Raw genomic sequence first — 26,750 nt, 5'->3', positions numbered from 1 at the left:
GCTCGATCGTGCGTCTAATAAGGCATGACAAACACCATCGATGCCGGCACCGCGACGACCAGCCGCCTGACCGACACCGGACTTCTCATCCTGCGCATCGCTACCGGCGCAACCATGTTGCAAGCGGGTCTGATCAAGGCTTTCGACTTCGATGCCGCCGTGGGATTCATGGAATCCAGCGGCTGGCGGCTACCCGCGTTCGGCGCGTTCATGGTGACCGCGGCCGAAACCCTCGGCGGGATAGGGCTGCTGTTGGGCGTTCTCACGCCACTGGCCGCATGCGCGGTGATCGGCGCGATGGTCGACGCCTGGGCGGTGAACGTGTCGGCCGACGCCTTCTGGTCCCAGCCGTTCAACGTGCCGTTCCTGGCCGCATTCGCCGCCGCGGCGTTGTTGTTCACCGGCGCCGGCGCGTTCTCCGTCGATGAGCGGGTTTTCGGCCGCTCCCGCGTCTCGGCCAGGGGCGCGGTCGGATTGGTGGTGCTCGGATTCGCCGTCGCCGTGGTGACCTGGATCGCGCTCAACGGGTCCAACCCCATCCACGTCACAAAACCCGTCGCCTGAACCCCGTCCTGTTGGCGCCGGTAGCCGCCGCCGATTTCCAGCTTTGGGCTACTCGCCAGAAACCTACCCAAAAGTAGGATTGCCACCATTTTCCGAACCGTGACTCAAAGATTCCTTAATGGTGACCCATACGCTCAGTGTCATGTGGATCGACGACACCAGTGCCGATGTCATCAAGGTTGACTTCGAGGCCCTCTACCACGGCGATGTCCTCGTCGAGGGTGAAACCTCCGAGCAGTTTGACGACTTCCAAGAACTGCCTACCGCAGTATGAGAAAACGCGCGCCTCGCGGCGCGCGTTTCCCATCTTGAGTTTGCCGTAGCCAGCCCTTCGGGGCCACAGTCCTCGCTTCAGGCGAGGACTGCTTCTTTCTCCGGTTCGGCTTCGCCCGCACCGATCATGTTCGCCAGGCGCCCACTGATCAGCTCCTCGGCCTCCGACACCATCCGTGAGACGAGTTCGCCGCAGGTGGGGATGTCGTTGATGAGACCCATCGAGGTTCCAACCGACCAGATGCCGGCGTCGAGATCACCGATCTCATACACCTTCACGCCACGTTTGCCGGCCACCAGATCCTTGACGTCCTCGAACTGGCCGCCGTCTTTGAGGATCTGCACCACTTCACGCGAAACCGTGTTGCTCGCGACGCGGGCGGTGTTACCCAGGCTGCGGAAGATCAGCTCGGTGTCGAGCTCGGTGCCCGCCACGATGGCTTCCTTGACCTTCTGATGGATCGCCGATTCCGCGGTGCACATGAACCGCGAACCCATGTTGATGCCGTCAGCCCCCAGCGCCAGCGCAGCCACCAGACCACGCGCGTCGGCGAAACCACCCGAGGCGATCATCGGGATCTCGATCTTGGCCGAGGCGGCCGGGATGAGCACCAGGCCCGGGATGTCATCCTCACCCGGATGACCGGCGCACTCGAACCCGTCGATGCTGATGCCGTCCACACCCAGGCTCTGCGCCTTGACGGCGTGGCGCACCGAAGTGCACTTGTGCAGCACCCTGATGCCGTTGTCATGGAACATCGGCAGGTGCGGCGCCGGGTTCGAACCCGCGGTCTCCACGATCTTGATGCCGGAGTCGACGATCACCTGGCGGTACTCGTCATACGGCGGCGGGTTGATCGTCGGCAGAATCGTCAGGTTCACCCCGAACGGCTTGTCGGTGAGCTCACGACACCGCTCGATCTCGCGGGCCAGATCCGCCGGGGTGGGCTGGGTGAGCGCGGTGATGAAACCCAACGCACCCGCATTCGCCACGGCCGCAACGAGTTCGGCACGGCCGACCCACTGCATACCACCCTGCACGATGGGGTGCTCGACCCCGAACGTCTCGGTGAACTTCGTCTTCAATGCCATATGTTCGCCTTCCTGGTTACCGGGGAGCCATGCGGATAGCACCGTCGAGGCGGATCACCTCGCCGTTGAGCATCGGGTTTTCGATGATGTGCACGGCCAGGGCGCCGTACTCGTCGGGATCACCCAGCCGGGCCGGGTGCGGAACCTGCTGGCCCAGCGACTTCTGCGCCTCCTCGGGCAGCGAGCCCAGCAGCGGGGTCTTGAACAGCCCCGGCGCAATGGTGCACACGCGGATCAGCTCACGCGAAAGGTCGCGCGCGATCGGCAGGGTCATGCCGACCACACCGCCCTTTGACGCCGAGTAGGCGGCCTGGCCGATCTGGCCGTCGAACGCCGCCACCGAGGCGGTGTTGATGATGACGCCGCGCTCTTCGTTCTTCAGGGGCTCCGTCTTGGCGATGCGCTCGGCGCTCAACCGGATCACGTTGAAGGTGCCGATCAGGTTGACCTCGACCACCTTGCGGAACCCGTCGAGCGGGAACGCTCCGTTGCGGCTCAGGGTCTTGATTGCATTGCCGATGCCTGCACAGTTGACGTTGATGCGCACCGGGCCAAGCGATTCGGCGACGTCGAGCGCCTCGGTCACGCCGGCCTCGTCGGTGACGTCGGTGGCGACGAACTTGGCCCGATCACCCAGCTCGGCCACCACCTCTTCGCCCTTGAGGTCGATGACGACCACCTGCGCACCTGCGTCCAGCAGTCGCTTCGTGGTGGCCAGGCCCAGACCGGAAGCACCGCCGGTGACGACGGCTACCGCGTCCTTGATCTCCATGTACCGCATTCCTTTCCGGCCGGCTTCAACGCCGACCCCTTCGGTCGAACCAAACAGTGGTTGAACTAAACGGTGAACTAAACCCAGTCCCGCAGAACGGCTTCGGTGTCGGCGCCACGTTCGCGCGGCGGCGTCGGCACCGCGAGAGTGCTGCGTGAGAACCGCGGGGCCGGCATCGGCTGCAGGTTGCCCTCGTCGTCGAAGAACGTGTCGCGCTCGGCGATGTGCGGCTCGGTGAGCACCTCGGCGAACGAAAGCACCGGCGTCGCGCACGCATCGGTACCGGCGAACACCTTGGCCCAGTGATCGCGGTCGTGAGCGGCGAATGCCTTGGTGAAGGCCTCACGCAGCTCGGGCCAGCGCGCCATGTCGTTCTGCGCCGGCAGGTCGGCACCCTCCAGGCCCAGCCCCTTGAGCAACTCGGCGTAGAACTGCGGCTCGATCGCACCGATCGCCATGTACTTGCCGTCGGCGGTCTCGTAGGTGTCGTAGTAGGGCGCACCGGTGTCGAGCATGTTCGTGCCGCGCTCGTCGGACCACATGCCGTTGGCCCGGAAGCCCCACATCATCTGCATCAGCACGGACGAACCGTCGACCATGGCCGCATCGATCACCTGTCCCTTGCCCGAGGCCTGCCGCTCGAACAGCGCCGAGAGGATGCCGACGAGAAGGAACATCGAGCCGCCACCGAAGTCACCGGCCAGGTTCAGCGGCGGGACCGGGCGCTCACCCTTGCGGCCGACAGCGTGCAGCAGGCCGTTGAGCGAGATGTAGTTGATGTCGTGGCCGGCCTGCAGGGCCCGCGGACCTTCCTGGCCCCAGCCCGTCATCCGGGCGTAGATCAGGCGGTCGTTGACCTTGGCACAGTCGTCGGGCCCCAGGCCCAGACGCTCGGTGACGCCGGGCCGATAGCCCTCGATCAGCACGTCGGCCTTGGCGATCAGGCTCAGGACCAGCTCGCGACCTTCGTCGCTCTTGAGGTCCGCCGCCACCGAGCGGCGATTGCGCAGCATCGAATCCCGATCACCGGCGGGCACTCCCCCGCTGCGGCCCGGCCGTTCGACCCGCACGACGTCGGCGCCCAGATCGCCGAGAATCATCGCCGCGTGCGGGCCCGGGCCGATACCGGCCAACTCGACAACGCGCAAACCCTGCAGTGGTCCTGCCATGCTCTTCCGCCCTTCGCCTGTTAGGCCTTGGTTGACCGGTGACATAGCTTACTTGTATAACCTTCTCGACCGGTATGGCCATAGCCGGCCCCGCCCGCAGCGGGCCACGGGCCCGCCAGACTTAAGGTGCATAGATGACCGTGACCCGCGAATACCCCGACGTCAAAGACGTATCCGTGACCCTCGAGGGCGGTGTGCTGTCGGTGACCCTGAACCGGCCCGACAGCCTGAACTCGCTGACCCAGGGCATGCTCGTCGCGATCGCCGGCGCCATGGAATTGGCCGCCACCGACCCCGAGGTGCGGGTGGTCCGGCTGGGCGGCGCGGGCCGCGGATTCAGCTCGGGCGCGGGAATCAGCGAGGAAGACCAGAACGCCGAGACCCACGACGCCGAAGGCGTCCTCGATGCCGCCAACCGGGCCGTCGCCTCCATCGTGGCGCTGCCCAAGCCGGTCGTGGCCGTCGTGCAGGGGCCGGCCGCCGGCGTCGGCGTGTCCCTGGCACTGGCGTGCGACGTCGTGCTGGCCTCCGAGGCGGCCTTCTTCCTGTTGGCCTTCACCAAGATCGGGTTGATGCCCGACGGCGGTGCGTCGGCGCTCGTCGCGGCGAACATCGGCCGGATCCGGGCCATGCGCCTGGCGCTGCTGGCCGATCGCCTCACCGCCACCGAGGCCTTCGACTGGGGCCTGATCAGCGCGGTGTACCCGGCCGACGAGTTCGATGCCGCCGTGGACAAGATCGTCGCCAAGCTGCGCTCGGGTCCGGCGGTGGCACTGCGGGAGACCAAGCAGGCCGTCAACGCAGCCACCCTGACCGAGCTCGAAGGGGCGTTTGCCCGCGAGCGCAAGGGCCAGCTGCAGCTGCTGGTGTCCGACGATTTCCGCGAAGGCACCAAGGCCTTCCAGCAGAACCGGCGCCCGGAGTTCACCCAGCAGTAAGCGGTAGCCCCACCTACCTGCCTCGCGAGCCCTGTTCGCGCCCGAAAAATCGTTGGACGCAACCCACTCCAGGTGGGCACCATCAAGTGTTGTGAGCATGCAACACGACATCCAGCCACCGGTCGATCAGACCGGTGGCTGGCGTGTGCTCGCCCCGTTCCGCATCCGCGAGTACCGCTTGCTGATCGCCGCGGTCACGGTGTCGATCTTCGCCGAGGGCATGTGGTCGGTGGTGATGGCGTTGCAGGTCATCGCGATCGACAACGATCCTGCGTCGCTGTCGCTGGTGGCCACCTGCATGGGTGTCGGCCTGGTGGCGTTCGTTCTCGTCGGCGGGATCACCGCCGACCGGATCAACCAGCGCACAATCATCATCGCGGTGGAGACCGTCAATCTGGTGACCGTCTCCACGGTCGCGGTGCTGGGCCTGTTCGACTTGCTCAAGATCTGGCATTTGGCCGTCGCCGCAGGCATTCTCGGTATCGCCGCAGCGTTCTTCTTCCCGGCCTACAGCGCGCTGCTGCCGCGCATCCTGCCGGCCGAACAACTGTTGGCGGCCAACGGTGTCGAGGGCGTGGTGCGCCCGGTGTTCCAGCGCTCGGTGGGACCGGCGGTGGCCGGCATGGTGATCGCCGCGACCTTCCCGTCGCTCGGCGCGGTCGTGGTGGCGGCGTTGTTCGGCGCCGGCCTGGTCTTGCTGATTGCCACCCGCCCGACGGCGGATTTGGTTGCGGCGCAGGAGGACAACGAACGCCCGCACGTATTGCGCGATCTGCGTGAGGGTTTCGCGTTCATGGTGCGCACCCCGTGGCTGCTGTGGACACTGTTGTTCGCCAGCATGTTCGTGCTCGTCGTCCTCGGGCCGATCGAGGTACTGCTGCCGTTCATCGCCCAGGACCGGTTCGCCGACGGCGCCCGGGCCTACGGATTCATCTTGGCTTTCTTCGGATTCGGCAGCGCCCTGGGGGCATTGACGGTGTCCTCGCGCCGGATGCCGCGGCGCTACCTGACCACGATGATGCTGATGTGGGGGTTGGGATCGGTGCCGCTGGTGGTCGTCGGCGTCACGTCGTCGTTCCCGTTGATGGCGCTGGCCACGTTCTGTATCGGCGTCACCGACGGGGCCGGCATGGTGATCTGGGGAACGCTGCTGCAACGCCGGGTGCCGACGGAAATGCTGGGCCGGGTGTCGAGCCTGGACTTCTTCGTGTCGCTGGCGTTCATGCCGCTGTCGTTCGCGATCGTCGGGCCGCTGTCGAAGGTGGTCTCGATGGAGTCCATCTTCCTGGTGGCCGGACTACTGCCCGCGGCCCTGGCCGCCGTGGCCATGACGGCGGCCAGGATGCCGCGCGACGAGCTCGCGCATCCACTGCGCTAGCGGCTACTCCGCGTCGCGGTGCAGCCCGGTCAGATGTGTGTAGGCCGCCGCGTTCAGCTGGTTGTGGCCGACCTCGTCATCGCTGAGCTCGCGGCGCACCTTGGCGGGTACACCGGCCACCAGCGAGCGCGGCGGCACCACCATGCCCTGCGGCACCACCGCACCGGCAGCCACCAGCGAGCCGGCCCCGATCACCGCGCCGTTGAGTACCACCGCGCCCATCCCGACCAGGCTGTCCTGCTCGACGGTGCAGCCATGCAGTACGACGTTGTGGCCCACCGTCACCCCGGTGGCGATCCGGCACGGGAAGCCGGGGTCGACGTGGACGGTCACCCCGTCCTGGATGTTGCTGCCCGCACCGACCTCGATGGGTTCGACCTCGGCGCGCAGCGTGGCGCCGTACCAGACGCTGGTCCCGGCCGCCAGCGAAACCTGGCCGATCACACTGGCATTGGGCGCGACCCAGGCATCCTGGTCGATCTGCGGGGTGTGACCGGCGACGGACACGATCAGCGGCTCAGACATGCCGGTCATCGTAGACAGCCCGCCGGCCCGCCCACTCGGGTGGCATCTGCTGGCTTGCTGACTGTTATGCCGCGGCTCGCACCGTCGTCCTCGTCGACAGTGACCGGCGGTGACTGCGCCGGCCGGCGCCAGTTGGCTGCGGGACCTGCAGGGCAGTCACGAGGTGGCCTTCGGGGGTGGCCGCCGTGCGGTGTTCCGTCGCCGCCGCGCTGTGCATCAGCATCCGAAAAAGCCCAGGTAAACTAGCCGCAACGACTCAATCGACCAGGTCGGCTTTGCCGTAACCACTTCGTAGCCCCTACCATCCGATGCGGCGCCGCGGGGAACGCCGCGCCGGTGATGCTCGCGGTTCGCTCGCCACAGTCGCGCGGACGACCGCGTAACGCGGCACCGGCAGCCGACGAATACAGGCTAGGCATGAGCGGGAGGAATAACCCACCAATGAAGACTCGCACCAAGACACTGGGCGTTGCTGCGGCCGTCGCCGCCATCACTGCGTCGCTGCCCCTGGCGGTCACCGCCTCGGCCGACCCGGCGCCGACGACCACCGCCCCGGTGGTGGAGATCCCCGATCCGCAGGGCTCGGGCTGCGACAACTTCAAGAAGGCCATGCCGGATTGGAAGAACCTCGCCGAGCTGCCGGCGGGCAAGGTGCTGGCCAGCATCCCCGACATCAGCACGTTCAACGCCGCACTGTCGGGCGGGATGAACCCGGACGTCAACGTCGTGCCGGTGCTCGACAACGGCCCGTACGTCATCTTCGCGCCCACCAATGACGCGTTCGCCGCCATGGAGCCCGGCCAGCTCGACGCGCTCAAGGGTGATCCGGCCGCGCTCACCAGCTTCGACTACTACCACGCGTTCCTGGGCCTGCTCGGCCCCGATGACGTCAAGGGCCAGCGGCCCACCCAGCAGGGCGCCGAGGTCAAGGTGACCGGCAAGGGTGGCGACATCAAGGTCAACGACACCGCCAAGCTGGTATGCGGCCCCATCCAGGCGCAGAACGCCCGCATCTACCTGATCGACACCGTGCTCGATCCCAACAACCCGCCCGAGGCGCTGGTGCCGACGATCACCGGCACCAACAGCACGACCACCACCAAGGCCCCGGAGCCGGAGACCCCGGCCGCCGACGCGCCGATCGGCTGACTTTCTCCCGCTTCTCTGCGCCGGCAGTCCCCCCGCAAGCGAGTGGGGCCGCCAGCAGACGCGAATGTCCCCGACACGCCGAAGTGTCGGGGACATTCGCGTCTGGTCGGCGTGATTACACGCCGAGCTCGCGGCCGATGATCTCCTTCATGATCTCGGTGGTGCCACCGAAGATCGTCTGGATCCGTCCGTCCACGTAGGCACGTGCAACGCGGTACTCCATCATGTAGCCGTAGCCGCCGTGCAGCTGCACGCACTGGTCGACGACCTTCTTGGCGACCTCGGTGGCCCACCACTTGGCCTTCGCCGCCTCGACCGCGGTCAGCTCACCGTCGACCACACCCTGCAGGCAGCGGTCGAGGTAGTTCTCGGTGACCTCCAGCTCGGTCTCCATCTCGGCGAGCAGGAACCGGTTGTGCTGGAAGCTGCCGATCGGCTGACCAAATGCCTTGCGGTCCTTGGCGTATTGCAGCGTCTCCTGGAAGACCGCGCGTGCACCGTAGATCGCCGAGATCGCGATCCCGAGCCGCTCCGAAGGCAGGTTGGTCATCAGGTGGTAGAAACCACGACCTTCCTTGCCCAGCAGGTTGGCATTGGGCACCCGCACGTTCTCGAAGTTCAGCTCCGAGGTGTCCTGGCTGTGCAGGCCCATCTTGTCGAGCTTGCGGCCACGGGTGAAGCCCTCCATGCCCCGCTCGACCACGAACAGCGTGAAGCCCTTGTGGCCGGCATCGGGGTCGGTGCGAGCGACCACGACGCACAGGTCGCAGTTGATGCCCGAGGAGATGAAGGTCTTGGAGCCGTTGATGATCCAGTCGTCACCGTCGCGCACCGCGGATGTCCGGATGCCTGCCAGGTCACTGCCCGCACCCGGCTCGGTCATCGCGATGGCGATGATCAGTTCGCCGTTGGCGATGCCGGGCATCCAGCGCTGCTTCTGCTCGTCGTTGGCCAGCTCCTTGAAGTACGGGCCGACGACGTCGTTGTGCAGGCTCAGCGCCGGGCCGTGCACACCGGCCTTGGCGATCTCCTCGTCGATGATGGCGTTGAAGCGGAAGTCATCCGTACCGCCGCCGCCGAATTCCTCCGGCATGTTGAACCCGATGAGGCCGTACTTGCCGGCGGCCGTGTACGCCGACCGGTCGACGATGCGCTCGGTCTCCCACTTCTCGGCATTGGGCACGAGCTCACGCTCGATGTACTCCTTGACCGTCTCACGGAAAGCTTCGTGCTCCGCGGTGTAGATCTGTCGCTTCATATGCCTTCTCCTACTTGGCCTTCCATACCGGCTCACGCTTCTGGGCGAAGGCCAGCGGCCCTTCCTTGGCGTCCTCGGTCTGCAGCAGAGTGCTGAACTCGCGGTTGGTGCGCTTCCAGCCGTCCTTGTCACCGGTGACGACGCCCTCGTCGACGCCGTAGGCGACGCGCTTGGAGGCCTGCACGGCCAGCGGCGCGTTGCCGGTGATCCGCTCGGCCAGCTTGAGCGCGGCGTCGACAACGGTGCCGTCGGGCACGACCTGGTTGATCAGTCCCCAGCGCAACGCATCGGCGGACGTCATCGGCTCACCGGTGAACAGCAGCTCGTTGGCCACCTTGCGGGGCAGCTGCTCGGCGATGCGGAACACGCCACCGGCACCGGCGATCAAGCCCCGCTTCACCTCGGGCAGACCGAATTTCGCGTTCTCTTCGGCCACGATCAGGTCGCTGGCCAGCGCCAGCTCGGTGCCGCCGCCCAGGGCGGTGCCGTTGACGGCGGCGATCGTCGGCTTGTCGATGAAATGGCTGACATAGCCGGCGAATCCGTATTCCGGGTGCTCGGGGTGAAAGAGGTTCTCGCCCCGCGAGATCGCCTTGAGGTCGGCGCCGGCGCAGAACGACTTGTCGCCGGACCCGGTGAGCACGACGGCCCGGATCTCGGGATCGTTCTGGGCCTGCTCCAGGGCGTCGCCGACGGCGATGCTGACCGAGGCATTGATCGCATTGCGCGCCTCGGGCCGGTTGATCGTGATCAGCAGGACATTGCCGCGCTTTTCGGCAATCGCGCCGAGGGCGCCTTCGTCGGTCACAGGAGCTCCAGGATGGTCGCGTTGGCCTGGCCGCCACCCTCACACATGGTCTGCAGCCCGTACTGAATGTTGTTGTCCCGCATGTGGTACAGCAGGGTGGTCAGGATGCGGGCACCGGAGCCGCCGAGCGGGTGGCCCAGGGCGATCGCGCCGCCGTTGGGGTTGAGGCGGCTCTCGTCGGCACCGATGTCCTTGAGCCAGGCCATCGGCACCGGGGCGAAGGCCTCGTTGACCTCGAATACGCCGATCTGGTCGACACTCAGGCCGGATTTGGCCAGCGCCTTCTGGGTGGCCGGGATCGGCGCGGTCAGCATGATGACGGGGTCGGCACCGGCGAGCACCGCGGTGTGCACCTTGGCAAGCGGCTTGAGCCCCAGGTCTTTTGCCTTCTCGGCAGACATGATCAGCAGTGCGGCCGACCCGTCGGAGATCTGGCTGGAGTTACCGGCGTGGATCACACCGTCTTCCTTGAAGGCCGGCTTGATGGCGGCCATGGACTCGACGGTGCCGCCACGGCGGATGCCGCCGTCTTCCAGCACGATGTTGCCGTCTTGGTCTTTGATTCCGACGATCTGATCCTTGAACGCACCGGAATCCTGTGCAGCCGCGGCCTTCTCGTGCGACCGCAGGGAGAACTCGTCGAGCTGGGTCCGCGAGAGACCCCACTGCTCGGCGATCATCTCGGCACCGACACCCTGGTTGGGGTTCTGGCCGTTGTACCGCTCGCGGAAGGCCTCCGGGTACGGGTGCCCGCCGTTGGCCAGCGAGGAGCCCATCGGGGTGCGCGACATCGACTCGACACCACCGGCGACGACGACGTCGTAGTGCCCGGCGACCACACCGGCGACGGCGAAGTGCAGAGACTGCTGACTGGACCCGCACTGACGATCGACGGTGACACCGGGAACGGTCTCGGGCCAGCCCGCGGTCAGCACCGCGGTGCGCGCGATGTCGAGTGCCTGCTCACCTGCCTGCATGACGCAGCCCCAGATGACGTCGTCGACGAGGGCGGGGTCGATCCCGGCGCGCTGCACGAGGCCGTTGAGCACCTGGGCCGACAGCTCCGACGGGTGCACACCTGAGAGGGCGCCGTTGCGCTTCCCGACAGGTGACCGGACGGCCTCGACGATGACGGCTTCAGCCATGACTTCTCCTTTGAAGGGTGGGTGACGCGACCCCAATGGAGCTCAACGGGGCGCTCGAGGTGAAAATAACTCAGTAGGTTTACTAGGTCAACCTACTGGTTGGTAGATGCCGATGTTCCGTTTCGGCGAGGAACAGATGGTTTACTGAGTTGTATAGCTGGCCATCCGGCCAGTACAACGTTGTCCTAACTGGGAGTGTCTGGTGGCTCGAACCACACCACTGGCGCCGATGATCGGCCCTGACGCGATAGCACCGCAGGCACCGGTCCGTTCCCCGAAGACGGCCGAGCTGGTCGCGGGCACGTTGCGGCGCATGGTCGTCGACGGCCAGCTCAAAGAGGGCGACTTCCTGCCCAACGAAGCCGAGCTCATGGAGCATTTCGGGGTCAGCAGGCCGACACTGCGCGAGGCCGTCCGGGTACTGGAATCCGAGCGGCTGGTCGAGGTGCGACGCGGCTCCCGTACCGGCGCCCGCGTCCGGGTGCCCGGCCCTGAAATCGTCGCCCGGCCGGCCGGCCTGCTGCTGGAACTGTCGGGCGCCGATATCGCCGATCTCTTGGTCGGCCGTGCCGCGATCGAGCCAATGGCGGCACGCCTACTGGCCGAGAAAGGCGACGAGGCGGCGTTCGCCGAATTGGAACGCATGCTCGACGAGCACATCCCGACCGACCACCAGTCGGACCGGCTGGCCGAAACCACCGGCGATTTCCACCGCCGAGTGGTCGAGCTGTCCGGCAACGCCACCTTGGGCATCATCGCCGGCATGCTGCACGAGATCACGGTGCGCCACCACGCCTTCCTGTTCAAAGAGCGGCGCCCGGTGTCCAAGACCGACTTCGACAAGCTGATGCGGTCCTACCGCAAGCTGATCACGATCATCCGCTCCGGCGACGGCGACGCCGCCGAAGCGCACTGGCGCAAACATCTGGACACCGCACGGGTCCTGATGCTGCAGGACATCGAGAGCGTCAAGGTCCGCGACGTCATGCGCTAGTCGGACCACCTGCGCGTCGGCTCAGGTGGTGGCGGCATCTCGCTGGACATGGACCGGCAGTTCGTCGTCCCAGGGCTGGCGCGTCACCATGTCGGCAACATTGACGTATCCCCGCTCGAACTCGCCGGTCGCCGCGTCGACGAGCCGGTACTGCTGGGTCTGACGCTGGATCGGCTGAGCGTCGAGCATGACGATCCGCACCTCCCCCGGCTCGAAGTGGCATCGCTTCTGCAGGGCGGCCACGAGCTGCTCGTTGCTCATGTGCCCGTCGCCGAAGTTCCAGCCGATCGCCGTGGACACGATGCGCTCCCCGTCGGTCAGCACATAGTCGTCCTCGTTCTGGCCCGCCATCGCCCGGTGCGCCAGGGTGAACAACGCCCGGCCGTGAGAGTTGAAGCCGCGGAACGCGTATCCCATGTACAGGTACATCTGGGCAACCTCGGGGCTGCCGTAGTACCGCTCCATCTGGGCGGCCGGCATGCTGGCGATCGCGACGATGCCCTTCTCGATCTTTTCCGCCGCCGACGGTTTGACGCACCACAGCGAGGTGTCCCAGTTCCCGGCGTAGTAGCGCATGCCGGGCAGGAACGAGATCTTGCGCGGGAACAGGTTTCCCAGCACCACGGTGCCCGCGACCACCGCGAACAACACGATCGGCCAAGGGCTGGTGAGATCGGTCAGACCGATCCCGGCCTGCCCGACGAACAGCGCCGCCACGGAGAACATCATGAAGACGTTCCACTCCAGCGGCACGCCCATCGGGATGGAGCTCAGGATGCCGAAGTGGAATACCAGCATGACAAATGCGGCAATCGCCGTCGGCCAACCGCCATGTGAGAAGAACAGCACCAGCGGCACCAAACCCTCGATGGCCGTGGAGAAATGCGCCACGAAGCGTGACGGACGACCAGGGCGGAGGTCATCGGGGAAATGCTCGAAGAACTTTCGTTTGATCCAGCGTGGCCGGAACACCGGGTTGTTGCTCATCATCGTCGAGATGACGAACGGGAAGTGTTTGGTGAGTTTCGAGGCCGCCGCACCGATCCAGATCGTCAGGCAGATCAGCTTGGCCGCGATGATGATGTCGGCGCCGCTGAACAGGAAGCAGACCGCCAACGAGCCGTACACCTCGCCGCGCGCGGCCAGGAAGATCACCTTGTCGCGCAGGCCCGCGACGGCGAGCAGACCGACGATCGCGGCAGTCTGCCACACCGGCAGTACACCGATTTCGCTGCCGAGCGCCGGGATGGGGCCGGTGCCCTGCGAGGCCAGTGCCACCACCAGCATCACCAACAGCGCTCCGTAGAGCGCGACGTCGACGAGCGAGCGGTTGTCCCCCCTCGTCAGCGGCACCCGGTTCGGCCAGGGTGGCAGCCGAATGGTCTTGGGCCGCAACCAGTACAGGATCGAGCCCATCGGCGGGAAGAACCGGTTGTTGAGGGGGCCGAAGCCGCAGCCGAGGCCGATGACCTCGAACAGCATCGTGTAGAACACGACCTTCTGATAGACGATCGGCTCTGCGTACCAGGAGGCGACGTTGGTAAATCCGTCGACACCTGCAGTGGTCAGCGCGATCAGCCACGCGCCCAGGACGTAGGCCAGGATCTTGACGACGTAGAACAAGTGCAGCGCAACCGGGGTACCGAACCCCACCTCCGCCCAGTGCCGGGCCATCGGCTGGATCTTCTCGGCGCGGGTGCCCTTGCTCCACTGCTCGAAGTCGATCTCCGGAGATTCCTGTTTGAGAAAGCCCATGCCCGACAGACTAGAACGTGTTCTAGTCGGACCTCACACGAACAGACGCATATGTACCCGACACGCCGGGGCAACGGGACATATGCGTCTGCTCGCGGGGAGACTAGCCCGTCTTCGCCGGCGGGCGGTAGAAGATCGCCAACTGGCCGATGCCACCTGCCAGGCCCAGTCCCACCGCGATCGCCAGCCCGTACCAGCCGTGCAGCAGATCGTAGAAACCGCAGTTGGAGAACAGCAGGTGGTCAAGGCTGTAGCGTCCGGCCCCCAGGCCGGCGATCGCGACCGCGGCCGCGGCCAGGATGAGGTTGTACTCCCAACCTTCCTTGACGATGAAGAAGCCGTTGGCCCGGTGCACAGTCCAGGCCGCCACCAGCATCAGCGCCACGAAGCCGGCGGCGGGCACCGGGGTGAGCAAGCCCAGGGCCAGGCCGAGACCGGCGGCGATCTCGGTGCTGGCCGCGACCCGGGCGTGGAACAGGCCCGGCTTCATGCCGATGCTGTCGAACCACCCCGCAGTGCCGGGGATCCGTCCCCCACCGAAGAACTTGTTGTAGCCGTGAGCGGCCATGGTCAGGCCGAGCACCACGCGAAGGAGCAGGATCGCAGTGTCGTAAGCAGAGGAAGCCATGTAACAGAATGTAGGACATCTGTTAAGCCGCCGCCCAGCCCCCATCCACACTGAGGATCGCCCCGTGGATGTTTCCGGCGTCTTCACCGGCCAGGAACACCACCGCCGCGGCGACCTCCTCCGGGGTGCTCATCCGCCGGGACGGGATCCGGGCCAGCACTGGTCCGACTTCGTCGGCCACGTCGGCGGCTCGTTCCGTGGCGATCGGCCCGGGAGCCACTGCGTTCACCCGCACCCCGCGTGGGCCGTACTCGACCGCCCACGACTTTGTCAGCGAGTGCACGGCCGCCTTGGTCGACGAGTACAGCGCGGAGCGGTCTCCGCCGATCAGCCCGGTGATCGAACCGACGTTGACCACCGCGCCGTGCCCACGCTCAGCCATCGCGGGCACAAGAGCTCCCGTCAACAGGAACGGGGCGATGACGTTTGTCTGATACGACTCCAGCAGCGCCTGCTCGGAAACCTCGCCGGTGGGTTGCGGCATCCCCCACACTCCCGCGTTGTTGACCAGGATGTCGATCCGTCCACCGGCGGCTGTCGTGGCTTCTCGCGCCAGGCGCTGTACTTCGTCGCCTCCGGCGCCGAGGTCGGCGGCGACGAACTCGGCTCTGCCACCGGCGGTGCGGATTTCGGCGACGACGACATCACCGCGTTCCTTGTTGCGACCACTGACGATGACGAAGGCGCCCTGGGCCGCCAGCGCCTTGGCGATGGCGACACCGAGACCGCCGGTCGATCCCGTGACAAGTGCGGTGCGGCCCTGCAGCCGCGTAAAATTTGGACTCATGAGTCCAGGTATAGGCCGCTGAAAATGGACCTGCAAGTCCAGAAACTGACCGCGAAGGGCGAGGCCACCCGGCGCCGCATCATCGAGGGCGCGACCACGGTGATCCGGAGCAACGGCGTGGCTGCCACCACGCTCGACGACATCCGCGCCCACACCCAGACCTCCAAGAGCCAGCTGTTCCACTACTTCCCCGACGGCAAGGACCAACTGCTGCTGGCCGTGGCCGAACGCGAGGCCCAGATGGTGCTGGAAGATCAACAGCCCTACCTGGGCGAGCTGACCTCATGGGCGGCTTGGCAGCGCTGGCGCGACGCCGTGGTGGATCGGTACCGACGCCAAGGGCAGAGCTGCCCGCTGAGCCTGCTGATGTCGGAGATCGGGCGGAGCACTCCGGGCGCCCAGGCGGTCACCAAAGCCTTGCTGAGGCAATGGCATGACGAGATCTCCGACGGCATCCGCCATATGCAGGCGCAGGGCAAGATGGCCGCCGATCTGGATGCCGACCGCGTGGGCGCGGCGCTCCTGGCCGGCATCCAGGGCGGGGTCAGTGTCATGCTGGCCTCCGGCGACCTCAGTTACCTGGAGTCCGCCTTGGATGTCGGGATCGCGATGCTGCGCCGCGGTCAGCCGCCCAGCGCCGCATCCAGCCGGGCGAGATAGGCGTCGATATCGCCGAGCGCCGACTGCGCCGCATGGACGCTCACCGCGACGACGTCACCGATGCCGTGCACCCCGTGAGTGAGCCCCATCATCGGCGACAGCGACGGGTAGCCGGCCGTGACCGCCACCGGGGCGGTGCCGAATCGCAGGTCTGCCGCACCCCGGTTGACGCTGGACACCACGGTGTTGCCGGTAACCATCGGTGCCCGCACCGTGGGATCGAATTGTGCTACACCCCAACGCAACAGCGGTGCCGGAGTGGCAGCGAATGCCCGGCTGGATGCGACCATCGCGGGGTGCGCCGCCCGCCTGCGCCGGTCGGCGAAGTCCGCCTCGATACGCGTGATGCGTTCGGGTACCGCCAGTTCCGGGTACAGCCCGATACCGACGTTGCCGAAGTGGTTGTGCGCCAGCCGTACCCCCGGCTTGGCCATCGGCACCTCGGCTCCGAGGGCAGCCGTGTCGTCGCCGTACTGGCGTAGGTGATCGGCCAGTGCCGAGGAAATGGCGGCCAGCACTCCGACTGTCACGGTCGGGCCCGGAAGCTGCGCGCGGCGGCGAACGATGGTGCGCACCCATCGGTCCCCGGCCGGCTCGGCATTGCTGCGCAGCACGGGCCGCGACGGGGCCTGAGGCGGTACCGTGCCCAATTCGGTGTCGCGCATCAACTCCCGGTGGGTCCGCGAAGCCGCCACGGCACGCCAGGGCAGGCGCGCGGCCGCGAAGCGTTGCGATGGCACGGGCGGGATCTCCTCGGAGCGGCCGAACAACCAGGCGGCCAGCGCCGAGGCGCGGGTGCCGTCGGCGAGCGCATGAGAGATCTGCAGCACCGCGACGGTGCCGGCAGCGGCGCTGGCACCGGGAACACCGTGGACACAGGAGAACACGTGCAGGCGCCAGGTCGCGATGGTGGCGTCGAGCTGGTCCTCGGCCAGCTTCGCGACGATGTCCAGGCATTCGTTCCACTGCAGTTCGTCGTCGCGTCTGACGAACTGGTCGCTCTCCACCGCCCGCGGCACCCAGGCCGGATACGTCGGCCGGCAGTCGTCGCGGATACACATGGCCAGATCCGCACAACGCCGCGCGCGCTGAAGGATCCCGGACACCGCAGCCCCCGGATCGTCGGGCACACCGTCGAATCCGTACAGCAGGAACTGATCGTTGGGTAGTTTGGCCGACATCCACCAGTTCTGAGCGTCGATCGCGGCCATCCGGCGCACCGGTCAGTCCCTCCCGGGGCTGCCGATGAAATCGACGATGCGCTGCGCCACCATGTCGGGCTGATCGAGTTGTAGGAAGTGACCGGCGGATTCGACGGTGTGGGCATCGCTTCCCGCCGGCAGCACCTCGCGCACCCACCGGATGTAATCCGGTGCGGCACAGCCATCATCGGTACCGTGCAGGTACAGCGACGGCAGTACCGGCGGCAGCAACCAGTGGTTGTGCAGTTCGGCGTACTGTGCCGGCGGCTTGCTCATGCGGACGGTGGCCCGGTAGTAGCCCAGCGCAGCGCGCCACCGGTCTGGCGCACCGATCGCGGCGTCGACGTGGCGGGCGTCCTCGGCCGCGTCGTATCCCGGTGACCACGTCTTCCACAGCCGAGGCACCACCCAGGAGGCGGAACGCTCGGGCAGCCAGGGCAATTGGAAGTACATCATGTACCAGCTGCGCAAGGCCTGACGCGGCAGTTGGGCCAACAGCTTCCGGGCATCGGGCACCCGGCCCAACGGCTGAAACGATGCCATCGGCGGCACCGACATGATCACGGCCTTCTTGAACGGGTTGTCCTGCAGGGCAGCCACTCCCGAGGCCGCCATCGCACCCCAGTCGTGGCCGATGATGACATCGTGACCGGTCGGGCCGACGGCTTGCAGCAATCGCAGCGCATCGTCCATCAGGGCGCCGACGTGATAACTGCCGTCGGTCGGTACCGAGGAGGGCACGTACCCGCGCATGAAGGGCGCCACCACTTTCCACCCGGCCCCCGCCAGAGCCGGCGCCACTTTGCGCCAGCCATAGGCGGTGTCGGGAAAGCCGTGTAGGCACAACGCAACCGGGCCATCTTCGGGCCCCCACGCCAATGCCCGCAGTTGCACCGCGGGAGTGGCGACATCGATCCAGCGTGGCTCGGTCACATCGGCACCGGCTCGTACTTGGACATCAGCCAGCGGTCATCGACCTTGACCATGGTGGCCCGCGCAACAGACACGGTCTTCTGCGGCATTTCCCGCCCGACTTGGACGCTCTGGTCGACGAACAACACCAATTCGGCGCTGTCAGGCTGTGCGCTCACCACCCCTGCGCGCAAGACGTCGGCTACCGCGGCGATCTGCTGAGCATGCGCCGCCGGGATCACGTCGTTGATCATCACCGAATATTTGCCGAGGAACTCCCCCGTCATCCGGTCACGGGCTGCGCCGAGCTGCTGCTCGACCGTCTCGGTCTCATACGACAGCATCTGGGCAGTGATCTCTTTGGCCGCCTGAACCGATTCGTCACGGGCGGTGTCGCTTTGATCCTGCGCCACGATCAGCCACCGCAGAACCCCGCAGGTCACCGCCAGCACCAACGCGATGGCGGCCAACACCACCGGCAAGCTGACCCGTGACCGTGTGCGTGGGGCTTCAGCTTCGTCGGCTTCGTCGCTGGGTTCGACCGTGCCGGCGCCTGTCTCGGTATCGGTGTCGGTATCGATGTCGGAGGCATCCGACTCAGAAGCATCCGACTCAGAGACATCCGGCTCAGAGACATCGCTGGCGGCCGCGTCGGCCATGTCCTCGGCCACCACGTCGCCCTCCGCTGCTGCTGCGGCTTCTACCGGCTCGGCGGCGTTCTGGTTTTCGGCAACCTCCGGCTCAGAGCTTGCCTGCTCGGGTTCGACTGAACCCGCCGCGGCCTTGCGACGCCCGCCCGGCGGCATCTTGTGCCGGCCGCTCACTGGATGAACTCCACGTTCGACACCTTTGCCTTACCTTCGATGTCCTGCACCGTCACCACCATTCGCCACACCTGGGGCTTCTGTTCGGGCACACCCGCATTCGTCGACCGAACGGTCACCGACACGAGGACATTCGCCTTGTCGTCGGAGTAGGACTCCAGCCCCGATGACGTCACCGTTCCCGTCGACTTCGACTTGATCTGCTTGACCACCTCCAGGAACGACTTCGAGCGCCGCTCGAAGTCGTCGTAGAACCGTCCCGTCGAGATGTCGAGCACTCGCTGGATGTCGTCTTCGGCGTGCTCCCAATCGATACTGGTGAGGTTCGTCGCGCCCAGCCGCGCGGTGTCCACGAACATCGCACGTCGCTGCTGCTCCTGATGGACCTGGTAGTAGCCGTAACCCAGCCAACCGGTCAACGCCAGGAGCGCGACGACGAGCACCCCTCCGACGATGCCCGCGGAAGCAGAACGCAGGAAACCACCCCGCTTGGGTGCCGCGTCGTCAGCTTCCGTCGCGGGTTCGGTGCCCTCAACCTGCGGTTCGACGGCCTCGGTCGACTCGTTTTCTGCCTCGGATTCCGGAACTGCGGGTTCGGGGGCGGACTGGCTCGACTCCTCGGTCTCGGTCGGCTCGACCGGCTCGGTGTCGGCGCTGTCGTCTGCCATACATCTGCTCCTCGGTGGCCCTTACGTGGTGCGTGCGATGGCACGCGTGCGGTCCAAAGTACGTGGCACCGGTCACACCGTCACCAGCGGTACCGGCAGTCCCGGATAGGCCGCCGGTCCGGGTCGCTACGAGCTGCCAGGCTCCCGGCAGGCTGTGCGCGCCCCGACCGCACGCAGGGCAAAGTCCAACGCCGCCGCACACGCTGACTCCCAATCGCCCTCGGGAGTCAGACGTGACAACTCGTGACTGACCACCGCGCGGATGGCCGCTGCATCCCGCTCCGGTCTGGTCAACGGAAGCGATCCGTCGTCTCGGCCGCGGCGCAGGAGACCGGCCAACGCACGTTCGCGGTCCAAGCGCCACTGTTCCTGCACCGACTGGTAGCCCCTGGCCGCACGGACCTCCTCCGAATCCAGAACAATCGCGCGCCCACGCAGCCGCGCATCGCGCATCACGTCGAACGACACCCTGATCCAGCGCGCCAGCAGTTCGGCGGGAGCACCGTCCTGGTCGGCGGCGATCTGGTCGAGCCGACGGCCCAGCGACTTGCCCGAACTCGCCTGCATGGCCAGGAACAAGGCATCCTTGGATTCGAAATGGCGATAAAACGCCCGGGTGGACAACCCGGCCCGAGCCAGCACCGCCGCTATCGGCACCGCACCATCGTGGGGCTCGGACAGGCAGGTGAAGGCGGCTTTGATGATCGCGTGGCGTTCCGCTGCCATCACGTCGTTCGCCTCGGCACCTGGCTCGCTCTGCACGATTGCCGATTCTAGGAACGCCACGCCGCGCGGGTCGCAGATGTGGCGAAAACCCACCTGGGTAACGTGACCTCCCGGGGCCTGCCGAGAGGAATGTCCGTGAGCACCGGGAAAACCGAGCACAGCGAGTCACGCACCGTCACGTTCCGGGGAGTCGATGACCTGAACCTGGTCGGCGACGAGTGGAACCGAGACGCCGCGTCCGCTGCCGACCGTCCCACCGTCCTGCTACTGCACGGCGGCGGACAGAACCGGTACTCCTGGAAGAACACCGGGCAGATCCTGGCCGATCGCGGTTTGCACGTGATCGCGCTCGACGCACGAGGTCACGGCGACAGCGACCGCTCGCCGAGCGCGAACTATTCGGTGGAGGCGCTCTCCGCTGACGTGCAGCAGGTGCTGTACCAGCTCGGACGCCCGGCGGTGCTGATCGGGGCCAGCATGGGTGGGCTGACCAGCATCCTGGCCGCCCATGAGGCCGGCCCGGAACTGGTCACCAAGCTGATCCTGGTCGACGTGGTGCCGCGGTTCGAGAAGAGCGGTAGCGCCCGCATTCGCGATTTCATGTTCACCAACGTCGATGGCTTCGACTCCCTTGAAGCGGCGGCCGAGGCCGTTGCGGCCTACCTGCCCTACCGCACGAAGCCGCGCAGCCCGGAGGGCCTGCAGAAGAACCTGCGGCTGCGCGACGGGCGCTGGTACTGGCACTGGGATCCGGCCTTCCTCACCAAACCCGAGGACGACCCGTTCGTGCGGGTGGAGAAGCTCGAACACGCCGCGATGGCGCTGACCATTCCGATCCTGCTGATCCGCGGCAAGCTGTCCGATGTGGTCAGCCCCCAAGGGGTGCAGGACTTCCTGGAGAAGGTGCCCGCCGCCGAGTTCGTCGAGCTGTCCGATGCGGGGCACACTGCCGCCGGCGATGACAACGACGCGTTCTCCGAGGTCGTCGTGGAGTTCGTCGCGCGGTGAACGCCGAGCGTGACGCTGTCGGCTTCAGCTTTCTGCGCGAACCCGAGCTGCCCGCGACGGCCCAGACGGTGCCCAATCTGCGCGACGACAAGCTCACCGCGGTAACCGGTCTGGGCTCAGGCGGCGCGGCCCGTGTCTGTCTGCTACGGCATCTTCCTACGCCGACACCCCGGACCGGGTACTGACCGAGGGCTGACCAACCATGCCGGCCTATCGTGCTTGCTCGGCCCCTTCGGCTTCGGCCAACCGCCGGTGGAGCCGCTCCCGGATGTCCTGCGGGGTGTAGGCATTGCGGCGGCGTTGGTCCCGCGCCACTATGACGCCGCCGGCGACAACCCCCGCGACACCGGCCAGCCCTATCCACTTCCAGATGCTGCGCATGCTCTCAGTGTGCCTAAGCTTCGCTTGTGAAAGCGAACACGGTGGCTCTGACCAAGGCACTGGAGGAAACTCGGACGGGCGACATCTGGCTGTTCCGCGGTGGCTCGGGGCCGGACCGCGCAATCCAGACCCTGACCAACAGCCCGGTCAACCATGTCGGGATGACGGTCGCGATCGACGACCTGCCGCCGCTGATCTGGCACGCCGAGCTCGGCGACAAGCTGCTCGACATCTGGACTGCCACCAACCATCGCGGAGTGCAGCTCAACGATGCCCGCCAAGCCGTCGAGCGCTGGGCGCACAACTACGGGCAGCGCTGCTGGTTACGCCAGCTCACCCCGTTCGCATCTCGCGAGCAGGAGGACCAGCTGCTCAAAGTGATCGCCCGGATGAACGGCACCGCCTTTCCCACCACGGCGCGACTGACCGGACGCTGGCTGCGCGGCCGGGTACCGGTCATCAGTGACTTCACCCGGGGAATTCCATTTGTGCACAACAAGGTTCGTGAGTCCGCCGAACGCAAGAAGTCTCGCACCCGGCAGGTCGGGCTGGAAACCGCCTACTGCGCGGAGACGGTGGCCATCACTTACGAGGAGATGGGTTTGCTGTCCACCGAGAAGCACTACAACTGGTTCGATCCGGGCTCGTTCTGGAGCGGTGACCAGCTGCCGCTGGCCAGCGGCTACCGATTGGGCGACGAGATCTCCGTGATCGTCGACTGACGCGCGGGCTACGGCGAGAAACTCCGGCCGAACTCTGTCTCACGTACCGTAATCGCGGCACAATGGCCTGGTGAGCAGCACCCCAAAGGAGGGGAGCCACCATGGATCGCATTGCACGATTGGCGGCCATCGCCGTGGCCGGCGGGCTGGTCGTGGCCGGCTCAGGGGCGGCTGTCGGCCATGCGGACCCGGCTTTCGGCCCGAGTTATCAGGGCGGGAACTGCCCGGACGGACTCACGTGCACCCACTGGTGTCCCGGCGATCCTCCGATACCGGGCAGCCACGTCATCGCCTGGGATGTCAACATCTGCCATGACTGGTACTGGAACTCAGACGGCGTCGTGGACATCGCATCCAACACGATCTATCCCTGGCACGGCGTCCCGCATGAGGCTCCGCCGCCGCCCGTTCTGGGCCCGCCGCCGCCGCCCGCTCCCCCGCAGCCGCTGCCGGCCGATTGCCCACCGTGGTCGCCCATCCTGGCCCCCTCACGTTGCGGCGGGCTGTAGCGCTCGCATTTCGACGGTCTTCCCGACCTCCGCCGAGGGCATTATGTTAATGTCCGTTCTTGTACAATGCTTGTGGTATATAGCCGAGTAATCAACAAGCAGAATCATTGTTGGGGATTTATGTGAATGGCTATTCACGAAACAAGGGGGCAACGATGACGGAAACAACATCCAGGAACGGCAATACCGCTCAAGCAGCGGTCGCTGACCAGCTGACCGAGGTCGACGCCAGCCGGATCACCAAGACCCTGCGGACGACCTTCCACAGCGGCCGGACACGATCGGCCCAGTGGCGCTCGGATCAGCTGAACCGACTCGCGCAGATGATGACCGACAATGAGACCGCGATCATCGAAGCGCTATCGGCGGATCTGGGCCGCCCACCTTTCGAATCCTGGCTGACCGATATCGCCGGCACAGTTGCCGAAGCACGTTACGCCGCAAAGCATGTCAAGCGCTGGATGCGGCGCGACCGACGGATGCTCGAACTACCCCAACTACCCGGACGGGGCTGGGTCGAGTTCGAGCCGTACGGCACCGTCCTGATCATCGGGACCTGGAACCTACCCTTCCTCCTGACCTTGGGCCCCGCCATCGGCGCCATCGCAGCCGGAAACACCGTGCTGATCAAGCCTTCCGAGTTCGCACCGCGGACGTCACGACTGTTGGCGGAACTGCTCCCGCGCTACCTCGACCGTGAGGCGGCAGTGGTCGTCGAAGGCGGGCGCGCGGCCAGCGAACTGCTGATCGAGCAGCAGTTCGACCGAATCTTCTTCACCGGCGGAGCAGCGACCGGCAGCAAGATCCTGGCGGCAGCGGCCCGGCATCTGACACCTGTGACGTTGGAACTGGGCGGAAAGAGCCCGGTGATCCTCGCCGATGATTGCGATGTCGACGTCGCGGCCGCCCGGATCGGGTGGACGAAGCTCATCAATTCGGGGCAGGTCTGCGTCGCTCCCGACTACGTTCTCGCCCACCGAGATGTCGCCGAACGCTTCGTCGACCGACTGTGTGATTCCTGGGTTCGCTACCGGGCGGGCCAACCAAAAGGCATGCCGATCCTCAACATTGACCATGTCGAGCGGTTGGGTGAATATCTGATCGACACCCGCGGGGACATCGCCTTCGGTGGCGGCATCGACCGGTCGTCGCTCACCGTCGAGCCGACCGTGGTGCTCAACCCCGATCCCTCCGAGCCGCTGATGACCGAGGAGATCTTCGGGCCGATCCTTCCGGTGATCACGGTCGATTCTGTCAGCGATGCAATCGATTTCGTGAACTCCCGGCCCAAACCACTTGCCGCCTACCTGTTCAGTCGATCTCGATCGGTGCGCAATCGTGTGGTGTCCGAGGTGCCGGCAGGCGGAATGCTGATCAATCACGTGGCATTCCAGGCATCGACCACCCGGCTGCCCTTCGGCGGGGTGGGCAACTCCGGAATGGGTGCCTACCACGGACATTGGGGCTTTCAGGAGTTCAGCCATGCCAAGACGGTGTTGACCAAACCCACCCGGCCCGATCTGTCCCAGATCCTGTACCCGCCCTACACCGACCGGGCCTGGAAGCTGGCACGCAAGCTGTTCTGACCAGGGCTCGGGCCGCCCCTCGGGCGGCCAAGATGCTCGCGCGCCACCGATCCCAGGTGAGGCCCGAGGGGTCGGTCAGGGCGCTACCTGCGGTTGACGCGCACTGCCTCTTGGATCAGCGCTTTGAACGCGTCCGCATCCAACTCGTCGTCTTGTCGCAGATCGATGGAACGCCCGACTGGAGCCTGGAGGCTCGCGTTGAACAAATGGTCGGGGTCTTTCACGGACGAACCTTTGGCAAAGTTCACCTTGACCTTGCCCTTGTACATCTCCAAGGTGCAGATCAGGCCATCCAGCGAGAACGCGGGCACACCGTCAGGGTTGGATGGCTTGCGCCACTTGATCTCTTCGACCACGTCGGGTTCGGCTTGTTTGATCAACGACCGGATCTCATCGACCCGATCGACGCGCCAATCCCCACTCACGTCCGCCAATGTACGCCGACCGACGGTAGCGACCGCCTGGCGAGCGTGGACCCATGCACGAGAACTGGACCTGATGCGCGCATATCCGCCACGCTCGCCGCTGGCGCGCTCAGGCGATGGCGGCGCGGACGATCTCCGCGACACGCTGCTCGGTGGCCTCGTCCAGGCCGTCGAAGTACCAGGCCGCGGGAATCAACAGCCCGTCCTTGGCTCCGGCCGGCTTGAGCGTGGCTTTCTCACTCACCCCTAGGCTCATCAGCTCGTCGTTGCGGAAGAAGACGAGGACGGGACTGCTCGCGGACCTGGCGTAGCCCGGCATGCCGTACCAGATGCGTGGCTTGAGCTCGGGTGCCGCAGCGACGATCACGTCGTGCATGCGCCGCATGACACCCCGCGCGGGCTCATCCATCCCCGCGATCTTGTCGAGGACCTGTTTGAGGTTCTTGTCGTCTTTGTTGGCCACTGTCATGTCCTTTCGTGAGCCGGTATCGATCTACCGGCGCAGTGGAGTTGGCGCCAGTTGACGCAGCACCCCATTTCGGACATGTCCTGATCGGCTCAGGCCCCTCCGCAATGATTCAGGCGATCGTTCACCTGGAAGCGCAGAACGTGGCAGGCATAGCCGGCCACGCCGCTCACGCTAACACGGCTCACCGATAACGGCCGCCGCGCATAGGATCTGCTCGAGCACCGCAATGCCTAGAACACCGGGAGAGACGATGGCCAGCCGTTGGTCCGGAGTAACCATCGATTGCGTCGATCCGGTTCGGCTGTCGATCTTTTGGGCGACCCTGCTCGGCATTCCAGTGTCGAGTGAACACGGAGGTGATCCGGCCTGGGCGACTGTGGGCTCACGCGCGGGACAGTTTCCCCGCCTCACCTTCCAGCGCGTAGCCGAACCGAAAGCCGGAAAGGTACGCATCCACCTGGACGTCGAAGTCGACGACATCGACACCGGGCGTCACCGGGTCGAGGAACTGGGTGGACGCTTTTCCGGCTTCCGGCATGACTACGACGAAGGGGTCGTGCTGAACATGCTGGATCCCGAGGGTCATGAATTCTGCCTGGTGCAGTATTTCGACAGGGCCGCCCCTAGACGTTGACGCGGGGCTCCACTAGATCGCGTTACCGACACAACGTCGGTACCCGTTGGCTCTGCGGTCAGGGCGCAAAACTTCGAGAGCACGCCACCATAGCCGCAGAGTCAACGGCACTACACGTTGAAGCGGAACTCCACCACGTTCCAGCGCGAAACAACGTCACGCCGACGGCGCAATGTACTCGTGGCTCAGTTCGACAACCCTGGCGATGTGGCCGAAGTCGTGGTCTGCAGCGAGCACAGTCGCATCGTTGACGATGGCATACCCGGCAATGAGGATGTCGAGCGACCCAGCCGCCCGCACAAGGCCCGAATTCCACAGGGCGCTTTGAATTTCGAGCACCAAAGATTCGTCGGGCGCACGCTCGAGCGGGAAGCCGAGGGAGATCTGCTCGCGATAGTGCGCGTGCTCTTCGGACGTACGAGCACTGTGGCAGAACTCGAGCACCTGCGGCGGACATGTGACGAACAGGTCGGCTGGCGCTCGCTCGATGCGCCGCAGCCGCGCGGTGATCCCCTCGTCTCGAGTGGCCAACCTCGCCCAGACCGAGTTGTCGACGAGGTAGTCCGTCACGAGGTCTCGGTTGTGTCCGGCGAGATCACGGGCGCACCCAACTCGGCAGGGAGGTCGGCCAATCCCCCGATGCCGTCGATCATTGCGCCCTTCTGCTTCGAGGCGATGAGCCGACGCAATGCGAGATCCAGAACGGCCCGATTCGATCGCTCACCCGTGAGCGCCCTGGCACGCTCGATCAGTTCCGGATCCAGGTCCACGCTGGTGACAGCCATGATG

The 26,750-nt window shown here is 66.1% G+C and carries 33 protein-coding genes; 13 read left to right on the top strand and 20 right to left on the bottom strand.

Features of this window, described 5'->3' with window-relative positions; translation table 11 throughout:
* Nucleotides 1–24 precede the first annotated feature (24 nt).
* A complete protein-coding gene (locus tag E0T84_RS08035; protein WP_070188494.1) occupies nt 25–564 on the top strand; it encodes a DoxX family protein in 540 nt (179 codons plus the stop codon).
* Between the two features lie 142 nt (nt 565–706).
* Complete coding sequence (locus E0T84_RS32565; RefSeq protein ID WP_003882239.1) at nt 707–838, top strand: hypothetical protein; 132 nt, start codon at nt 707–709, stop codon at nt 836–838.
* A 77-nt stretch (nt 839–915) separates the two neighbouring features.
* Here the strand turns inward: E0T84_RS32565 and E0T84_RS08025 are convergent, their stop codons facing one another.
* The 3 genes from E0T84_RS08025 to E0T84_RS08015 form a co-directional block, all read right to left on the bottom strand.
* Complete coding sequence (locus E0T84_RS08025; protein WP_070945556.1) at nt 916–1,929, bottom strand: nitronate monooxygenase family protein; 1,014 nt, start codon at nt 1,927–1,929, stop codon at nt 916–918.
* 16 nt (nt 1,930–1,945) lie between these two features.
* Entirely contained in the window at nt 1,946–2,701 is a 756-nt protein-coding gene (locus E0T84_RS08020; RefSeq protein ID WP_070945566.1) for a 3-hydroxyacyl-CoA dehydrogenase, read from the bottom strand.
* A gap of 77 nt (nt 2,702–2,778) precedes the next feature.
* Nucleotides 2,779–3,870 carry a CaiB/BaiF CoA-transferase family protein gene (locus tag E0T84_RS08015; protein ID WP_070945557.1) on the bottom strand — a complete coding sequence of 364 codons (1,092 nt, stop codon included), beginning with the start codon at nt 3,868–3,870 and terminating at the stop codon, nt 2,779–2,781.
* Nucleotides 3,871–4,004: 134 nt separating this feature from the next.
* On the opposite strand from E0T84_RS08015, the gene E0T84_RS08010 reads away from it, so the two are divergent.
* Both E0T84_RS08010 and tet(V) read left to right on the top strand, forming a co-directional pair.
* Nucleotides 4,005–4,808, top strand: coding sequence for an enoyl-CoA hydratase (locus E0T84_RS08010; RefSeq protein ID WP_070945558.1), 804 nt, complete (start codon nt 4,005–4,007; stop codon nt 4,806–4,808).
* A 97-nt stretch (nt 4,809–4,905) separates the two neighbouring features.
* Complete coding sequence (gene tet(V) / locus E0T84_RS08005; protein ID WP_070945567.1) at nt 4,906–6,186, top strand: tetracycline efflux MFS transporter Tet(V); 1,281 nt, start codon at nt 4,906–4,908, stop codon at nt 6,184–6,186.
* A gap of 3 nt (nt 6,187–6,189) precedes the next feature.
* Here the strand turns inward: tet(V) and E0T84_RS08000 are convergent, their stop codons facing one another.
* Nucleotides 6,190–6,711: a gamma carbonic anhydrase family protein gene (locus E0T84_RS08000; RefSeq protein ID WP_070944726.1), complete on the bottom strand. Its 522-nt coding sequence runs from the start codon at nt 6,709–6,711 to the stop codon at nt 6,190–6,192.
* 441 nt (nt 6,712–7,152) lie between these two features.
* Here E0T84_RS08000 and E0T84_RS07990 point away from each other — a divergent pair, with 441 nt between their 5' ends.
* A complete protein-coding gene (locus tag E0T84_RS07990) occupies nt 7,153–7,860 on the top strand; it encodes a fasciclin domain-containing protein (RefSeq protein ID WP_070944696.1) in 708 nt (235 codons plus the stop codon).
* Between the two features lie 115 nt (nt 7,861–7,975).
* Here the strand turns inward: E0T84_RS07990 and E0T84_RS07985 are convergent, their stop codons facing one another.
* From E0T84_RS07985 to E0T84_RS07975, 3 genes are read right to left on the bottom strand one after another with little or no spacing between them, the layout of a single operon-like run.
* Nucleotides 7,976–9,118 (bottom strand): acyl-CoA dehydrogenase family protein, encoded by a 1,143-nt coding sequence (locus E0T84_RS07985; protein WP_070944695.1) that lies wholly within the window; start codon nt 9,116–9,118, stop codon nt 7,976–7,978.
* 10 nt (nt 9,119–9,128) lie between these two features.
* Complete coding sequence (locus E0T84_RS07980) at nt 9,129–9,926, bottom strand: crotonase/enoyl-CoA hydratase family protein (RefSeq protein ID WP_070944694.1); 798 nt, start codon at nt 9,924–9,926, stop codon at nt 9,129–9,131.
* Entirely contained in the window at nt 9,923–11,071 is a 1,149-nt protein-coding gene (locus E0T84_RS07975; RefSeq protein ID WP_070944693.1) for a thiolase family protein, read from the bottom strand. The genes E0T84_RS07980 and E0T84_RS07975 overlap by 4 nt, the downstream gene beginning before the upstream one ends.
* Before the next feature lie 202 nt (nt 11,072–11,273).
* Between E0T84_RS07975 and E0T84_RS07970 the strand changes: the two genes are divergently transcribed.
* Complete coding sequence (locus E0T84_RS07970) at nt 11,274–12,065, top strand: FadR/GntR family transcriptional regulator (RefSeq protein ID WP_138744198.1); 792 nt, start codon at nt 11,274–11,276, stop codon at nt 12,063–12,065.
* Nucleotides 12,066–12,086: 21 nt separating this feature from the next.
* Here the strand turns inward: E0T84_RS07970 and E0T84_RS07965 are convergent, their stop codons facing one another.
* From E0T84_RS07965 to E0T84_RS07955, 3 genes are all read right to left on the bottom strand, one after another.
* Nucleotides 12,087–13,820: a DUF3556 domain-containing protein gene (locus E0T84_RS07965; RefSeq protein ID WP_070944691.1), complete on the bottom strand. Its 1,734-nt coding sequence runs from the start codon at nt 13,818–13,820 to the stop codon at nt 12,087–12,089.
* Nucleotides 13,821–13,923: 103 nt separating this feature from the next.
* On the bottom strand, nt 13,924–14,448 hold the full coding sequence (locus tag E0T84_RS07960; RefSeq protein ID WP_070944690.1) for a DoxX family protein: 525 nt from the start codon (nt 14,446–14,448) through the stop codon (nt 13,924–13,926).
* Between the two features lie 22 nt (nt 14,449–14,470).
* Complete coding sequence (locus tag E0T84_RS07955) at nt 14,471–15,235, bottom strand: SDR family NAD(P)-dependent oxidoreductase (RefSeq protein ID WP_070944689.1); 765 nt, start codon at nt 15,233–15,235, stop codon at nt 14,471–14,473.
* A gap of 24 nt (nt 15,236–15,259) precedes the next feature.
* On the opposite strand from E0T84_RS07955, the gene E0T84_RS07950 reads away from it, so the two are divergent.
* Entirely contained in the window at nt 15,260–15,895 is a 636-nt protein-coding gene (locus tag E0T84_RS07950) for a TetR/AcrR family transcriptional regulator (RefSeq protein WP_070944688.1), read from the top strand.
* Here E0T84_RS07950 and E0T84_RS07945 read toward each other — a convergent pair.
* From E0T84_RS07945 to E0T84_RS07925, 5 genes are all read right to left on the bottom strand, one after another.
* Nucleotides 15,859–17,106, bottom strand: a complete 1,248-nt coding sequence (locus E0T84_RS07945) for a DUF1298 domain-containing protein (protein WP_171054950.1) — start codon at nt 17,104–17,106, stop codon at nt 15,859–15,861. The genes E0T84_RS07950 and E0T84_RS07945 overlap by 37 nt on opposite strands.
* A gap of 12 nt (nt 17,107–17,118) precedes the next feature.
* Nucleotides 17,119–18,030, bottom strand: coding sequence for an alpha/beta fold hydrolase (locus tag E0T84_RS07940; protein ID WP_070944686.1), 912 nt, complete (start codon nt 18,028–18,030; stop codon nt 17,119–17,121).
* Nucleotides 18,027–18,833, bottom strand: coding sequence for a hypothetical protein (locus E0T84_RS07935; RefSeq protein ID WP_083339239.1), 807 nt, complete (start codon nt 18,831–18,833; stop codon nt 18,027–18,029). Before E0T84_RS07935 ends, E0T84_RS07940 begins: the two co-directional genes overlap by 4 nt.
* Nucleotides 18,830–19,501 carry an Mce protein gene (locus E0T84_RS07930; protein WP_070944685.1) on the bottom strand — a complete coding sequence of 224 codons (672 nt, stop codon included), beginning with the start codon at nt 19,499–19,501 and terminating at the stop codon, nt 18,830–18,832. Before E0T84_RS07930 ends, E0T84_RS07935 begins: the two co-directional genes overlap by 4 nt.
* Before the next feature lie 126 nt (nt 19,502–19,627).
* A complete protein-coding gene (locus E0T84_RS07925) occupies nt 19,628–20,263 on the bottom strand; it encodes a TetR/AcrR family transcriptional regulator (RefSeq protein WP_239253218.1) in 636 nt (211 codons plus the stop codon).
* Between the two features lie 99 nt (nt 20,264–20,362).
* Here E0T84_RS07925 and E0T84_RS07920 point away from each other — a divergent pair, with 99 nt between their 5' ends.
* Both E0T84_RS07920 and E0T84_RS07915 read left to right on the top strand, forming a co-directional pair.
* The gene (locus E0T84_RS07920) at nt 20,363–21,235 is read left to right on the top strand and encodes an alpha/beta fold hydrolase (RefSeq protein ID WP_070944723.1); all 873 of its coding nucleotides are present in this window, start codon (nt 20,363–20,365) and stop codon (nt 21,233–21,235) included.
* Entirely contained in the window at nt 21,232–21,420 is a 189-nt protein-coding gene (locus E0T84_RS07915) for a hypothetical protein (RefSeq protein ID WP_070944684.1), read from the top strand. Before E0T84_RS07920 ends, E0T84_RS07915 begins: the two co-directional genes overlap by 4 nt.
* A gap of 25 nt (nt 21,421–21,445) precedes the next feature.
* Here E0T84_RS07915 and E0T84_RS07910 read toward each other — a convergent pair whose 3' ends face one another.
* Entirely contained in the window at nt 21,446–21,616 is a 171-nt protein-coding gene (locus E0T84_RS07910) for a hypothetical protein (RefSeq protein ID WP_120765005.1), read from the bottom strand.
* 41 nt (nt 21,617–21,657) lie between these two features.
* On the opposite strand from E0T84_RS07910, the gene E0T84_RS07905 reads away from it, so the two are divergent.
* The 3 genes from E0T84_RS07905 to E0T84_RS07895 all read left to right on the top strand — a co-directional run bounded on the left by E0T84_RS07905 (nt 21,658) and on the right by E0T84_RS07895 (nt 24,433).
* On the top strand, nt 21,658–22,338 hold the full coding sequence (locus E0T84_RS07905; RefSeq protein WP_120765011.1) for a guanylate cyclase: 681 nt from the start codon (nt 21,658–21,660) through the stop codon (nt 22,336–22,338).
* A gap of 101 nt (nt 22,339–22,439) precedes the next feature.
* Nucleotides 22,440–22,847: a hypothetical protein gene (locus tag E0T84_RS07900; protein ID WP_138744197.1), complete on the top strand. Its 408-nt coding sequence runs from the start codon at nt 22,440–22,442 to the stop codon at nt 22,845–22,847.
* A gap of 155 nt (nt 22,848–23,002) precedes the next feature.
* On the top strand, nt 23,003–24,433 hold the full coding sequence (locus E0T84_RS07895; protein WP_138744196.1) for an aldehyde dehydrogenase family protein: 1,431 nt from the start codon (nt 23,003–23,005) through the stop codon (nt 24,431–24,433).
* Nucleotides 24,434–24,516: 83 nt separating this feature from the next.
* On the opposite strand, the gene E0T84_RS07890 is transcribed toward E0T84_RS07895, so the two are convergent.
* The gene (locus E0T84_RS07890) at nt 24,517–24,858 is read right to left on the bottom strand and encodes a DUF1801 domain-containing protein (protein ID WP_138744195.1); all 342 of its coding nucleotides are present in this window, start codon (nt 24,856–24,858) and stop codon (nt 24,517–24,519) included.
* Nucleotides 24,859–24,967: 109 nt separating this feature from the next.
* The gene (locus E0T84_RS07885; protein WP_138744194.1) at nt 24,968–25,327 is read right to left on the bottom strand and encodes a DUF1801 domain-containing protein; all 360 of its coding nucleotides are present in this window, start codon (nt 25,325–25,327) and stop codon (nt 24,968–24,970) included.
* Between the two features lie 226 nt (nt 25,328–25,553).
* On the opposite strand from E0T84_RS07885, the gene E0T84_RS07880 reads away from it, so the two are divergent.
* Complete coding sequence (locus E0T84_RS07880; RefSeq protein WP_371725704.1) at nt 25,554–25,961, top strand: VOC family protein; 408 nt, start codon at nt 25,554–25,556, stop codon at nt 25,959–25,961.
* Nucleotides 25,962–26,117: 156 nt separating this feature from the next.
* Here the strand turns inward: E0T84_RS07880 and E0T84_RS07875 are convergent, their stop codons facing one another.
* A complete protein-coding gene (locus E0T84_RS07875; RefSeq protein WP_070944679.1) occupies nt 26,118–26,531 on the bottom strand; it encodes a PIN domain-containing protein in 414 nt (137 codons plus the stop codon).
* Nucleotides 26,528–26,746, bottom strand: coding sequence for a type II toxin-antitoxin system VapB family antitoxin (locus tag E0T84_RS07870; RefSeq protein WP_070944678.1), 219 nt, complete (start codon nt 26,744–26,746; stop codon nt 26,528–26,530). Before E0T84_RS07870 ends, E0T84_RS07875 begins: the two co-directional genes overlap by 4 nt.
* Nucleotides 26,747–26,750: the final 4 nt, after the last annotated feature.

Source organism: Mycobacterium sp. DBP42 (assembly GCF_005924235.1).
GTDB lineage: Bacteria > Actinomycetota > Actinomycetes > Mycobacteriales > Mycobacteriaceae > Mycobacterium > Mycobacterium syngnathidarum.
This window is presented reverse-complemented; position numbering and strand designations above follow the sequence as displayed.

Bases quoted from the DNA above. Each gene is read 5' to 3' on its own strand.
- E0T84_RS08035 (WP_070188494.1), top strand. From the start codon at position 25: ATGACAAACACCATCGATGCCGGCACCGCGACGACCAGCCGCCTGACC.
- E0T84_RS32565 (WP_003882239.1), top strand. From the start codon at position 707: ATGTGGATCGACGACACCAGTGCCGATGTCATCAAGGTTGACTTCGAG.
- E0T84_RS08025 (WP_070945556.1), bottom strand. From the start codon at position 1,929: ATGGCATTGAAGACGAAGTTCACCGAGACGTTCGGGGTCGAGCACCCC.
- E0T84_RS08020 (WP_070945566.1), bottom strand. From the start codon at position 2,701: ATGGAGATCAAGGACGCGGTAGCCGTCGTCACCGGCGGTGCTTCCGGT.
- E0T84_RS08015 (WP_070945557.1), bottom strand. From the start codon at position 3,870: ATGGCAGGACCACTGCAGGGTTTGCGCGTTGTCGAGTTGGCCGGTATC.
- E0T84_RS08010 (WP_070945558.1), top strand. From the start codon at position 4,005: ATGACCGTGACCCGCGAATACCCCGACGTCAAAGACGTATCCGTGACC.
- E0T84_RS08000 (WP_070944726.1), bottom strand. From the start codon at position 6,711: ATGTCTGAGCCGCTGATCGTGTCCGTCGCCGGTCACACCCCGCAGATC.
- E0T84_RS07990 (WP_070944696.1), top strand. From the start codon at position 7,153: ATGAAGACTCGCACCAAGACACTGGGCGTTGCTGCGGCCGTCGCCGCC.
- E0T84_RS07985 (WP_070944695.1), bottom strand. From the start codon at position 9,118: ATGAAGCGACAGATCTACACCGCGGAGCACGAAGCTTTCCGTGAGACG.
- E0T84_RS07975 (WP_070944693.1), bottom strand. From the start codon at position 11,071: ATGGCTGAAGCCGTCATCGTCGAGGCCGTCCGGTCACCTGTCGGGAAG.
- E0T84_RS07965 (WP_070944691.1), bottom strand. From the start codon at position 13,820: ATGGGCTTTCTCAAACAGGAATCTCCGGAGATCGACTTCGAGCAGTGG.
- E0T84_RS07960 (WP_070944690.1), bottom strand. From the start codon at position 14,448: ATGGCTTCCTCTGCTTACGACACTGCGATCCTGCTCCTTCGCGTGGTG.
- E0T84_RS07955 (WP_070944689.1), bottom strand. From the start codon at position 15,235: ATGAGTCCAAATTTTACGCGGCTGCAGGGCCGCACCGCACTTGTCACG.
- E0T84_RS07950 (WP_070944688.1), top strand. From the start codon at position 15,260: ATGGACCTGCAAGTCCAGAAACTGACCGCGAAGGGCGAGGCCACCCGG.
- E0T84_RS07945 (WP_171054950.1), bottom strand. From the start codon at position 17,106: ATGGCCGCGATCGACGCTCAGAACTGGTGGATGTCGGCCAAACTACCC.
- E0T84_RS07930 (WP_070944685.1), bottom strand. From the start codon at position 19,501: ATGGCAGACGACAGCGCCGACACCGAGCCGGTCGAGCCGACCGAGACC.
- E0T84_RS07910 (WP_120765005.1), bottom strand. From the start codon at position 21,616: ATGCGCAGCATCTGGAAGTGGATAGGGCTGGCCGGTGTCGCGGGGGTT.
- E0T84_RS07900 (WP_138744197.1), top strand. From the start codon at position 22,440: ATGGATCGCATTGCACGATTGGCGGCCATCGCCGTGGCCGGCGGGCTG.
- E0T84_RS07895 (WP_138744196.1), top strand. From the start codon at position 23,003: ATGACGGAAACAACATCCAGGAACGGCAATACCGCTCAAGCAGCGGTC.
- E0T84_RS07885 (WP_138744194.1), bottom strand. From the start codon at position 25,327: ATGACAGTGGCCAACAAAGACGACAAGAACCTCAAACAGGTCCTCGAC.
- E0T84_RS07880 (WP_371725704.1), top strand. From the start codon at position 25,554: ATGCCTAGAACACCGGGAGAGACGATGGCCAGCCGTTGGTCCGGAGTA.
- E0T84_RS07870 (WP_070944678.1), bottom strand. From the start codon at position 26,746: ATGGCTGTCACCAGCGTGGACCTGGATCCGGAACTGATCGAGCGTGCC.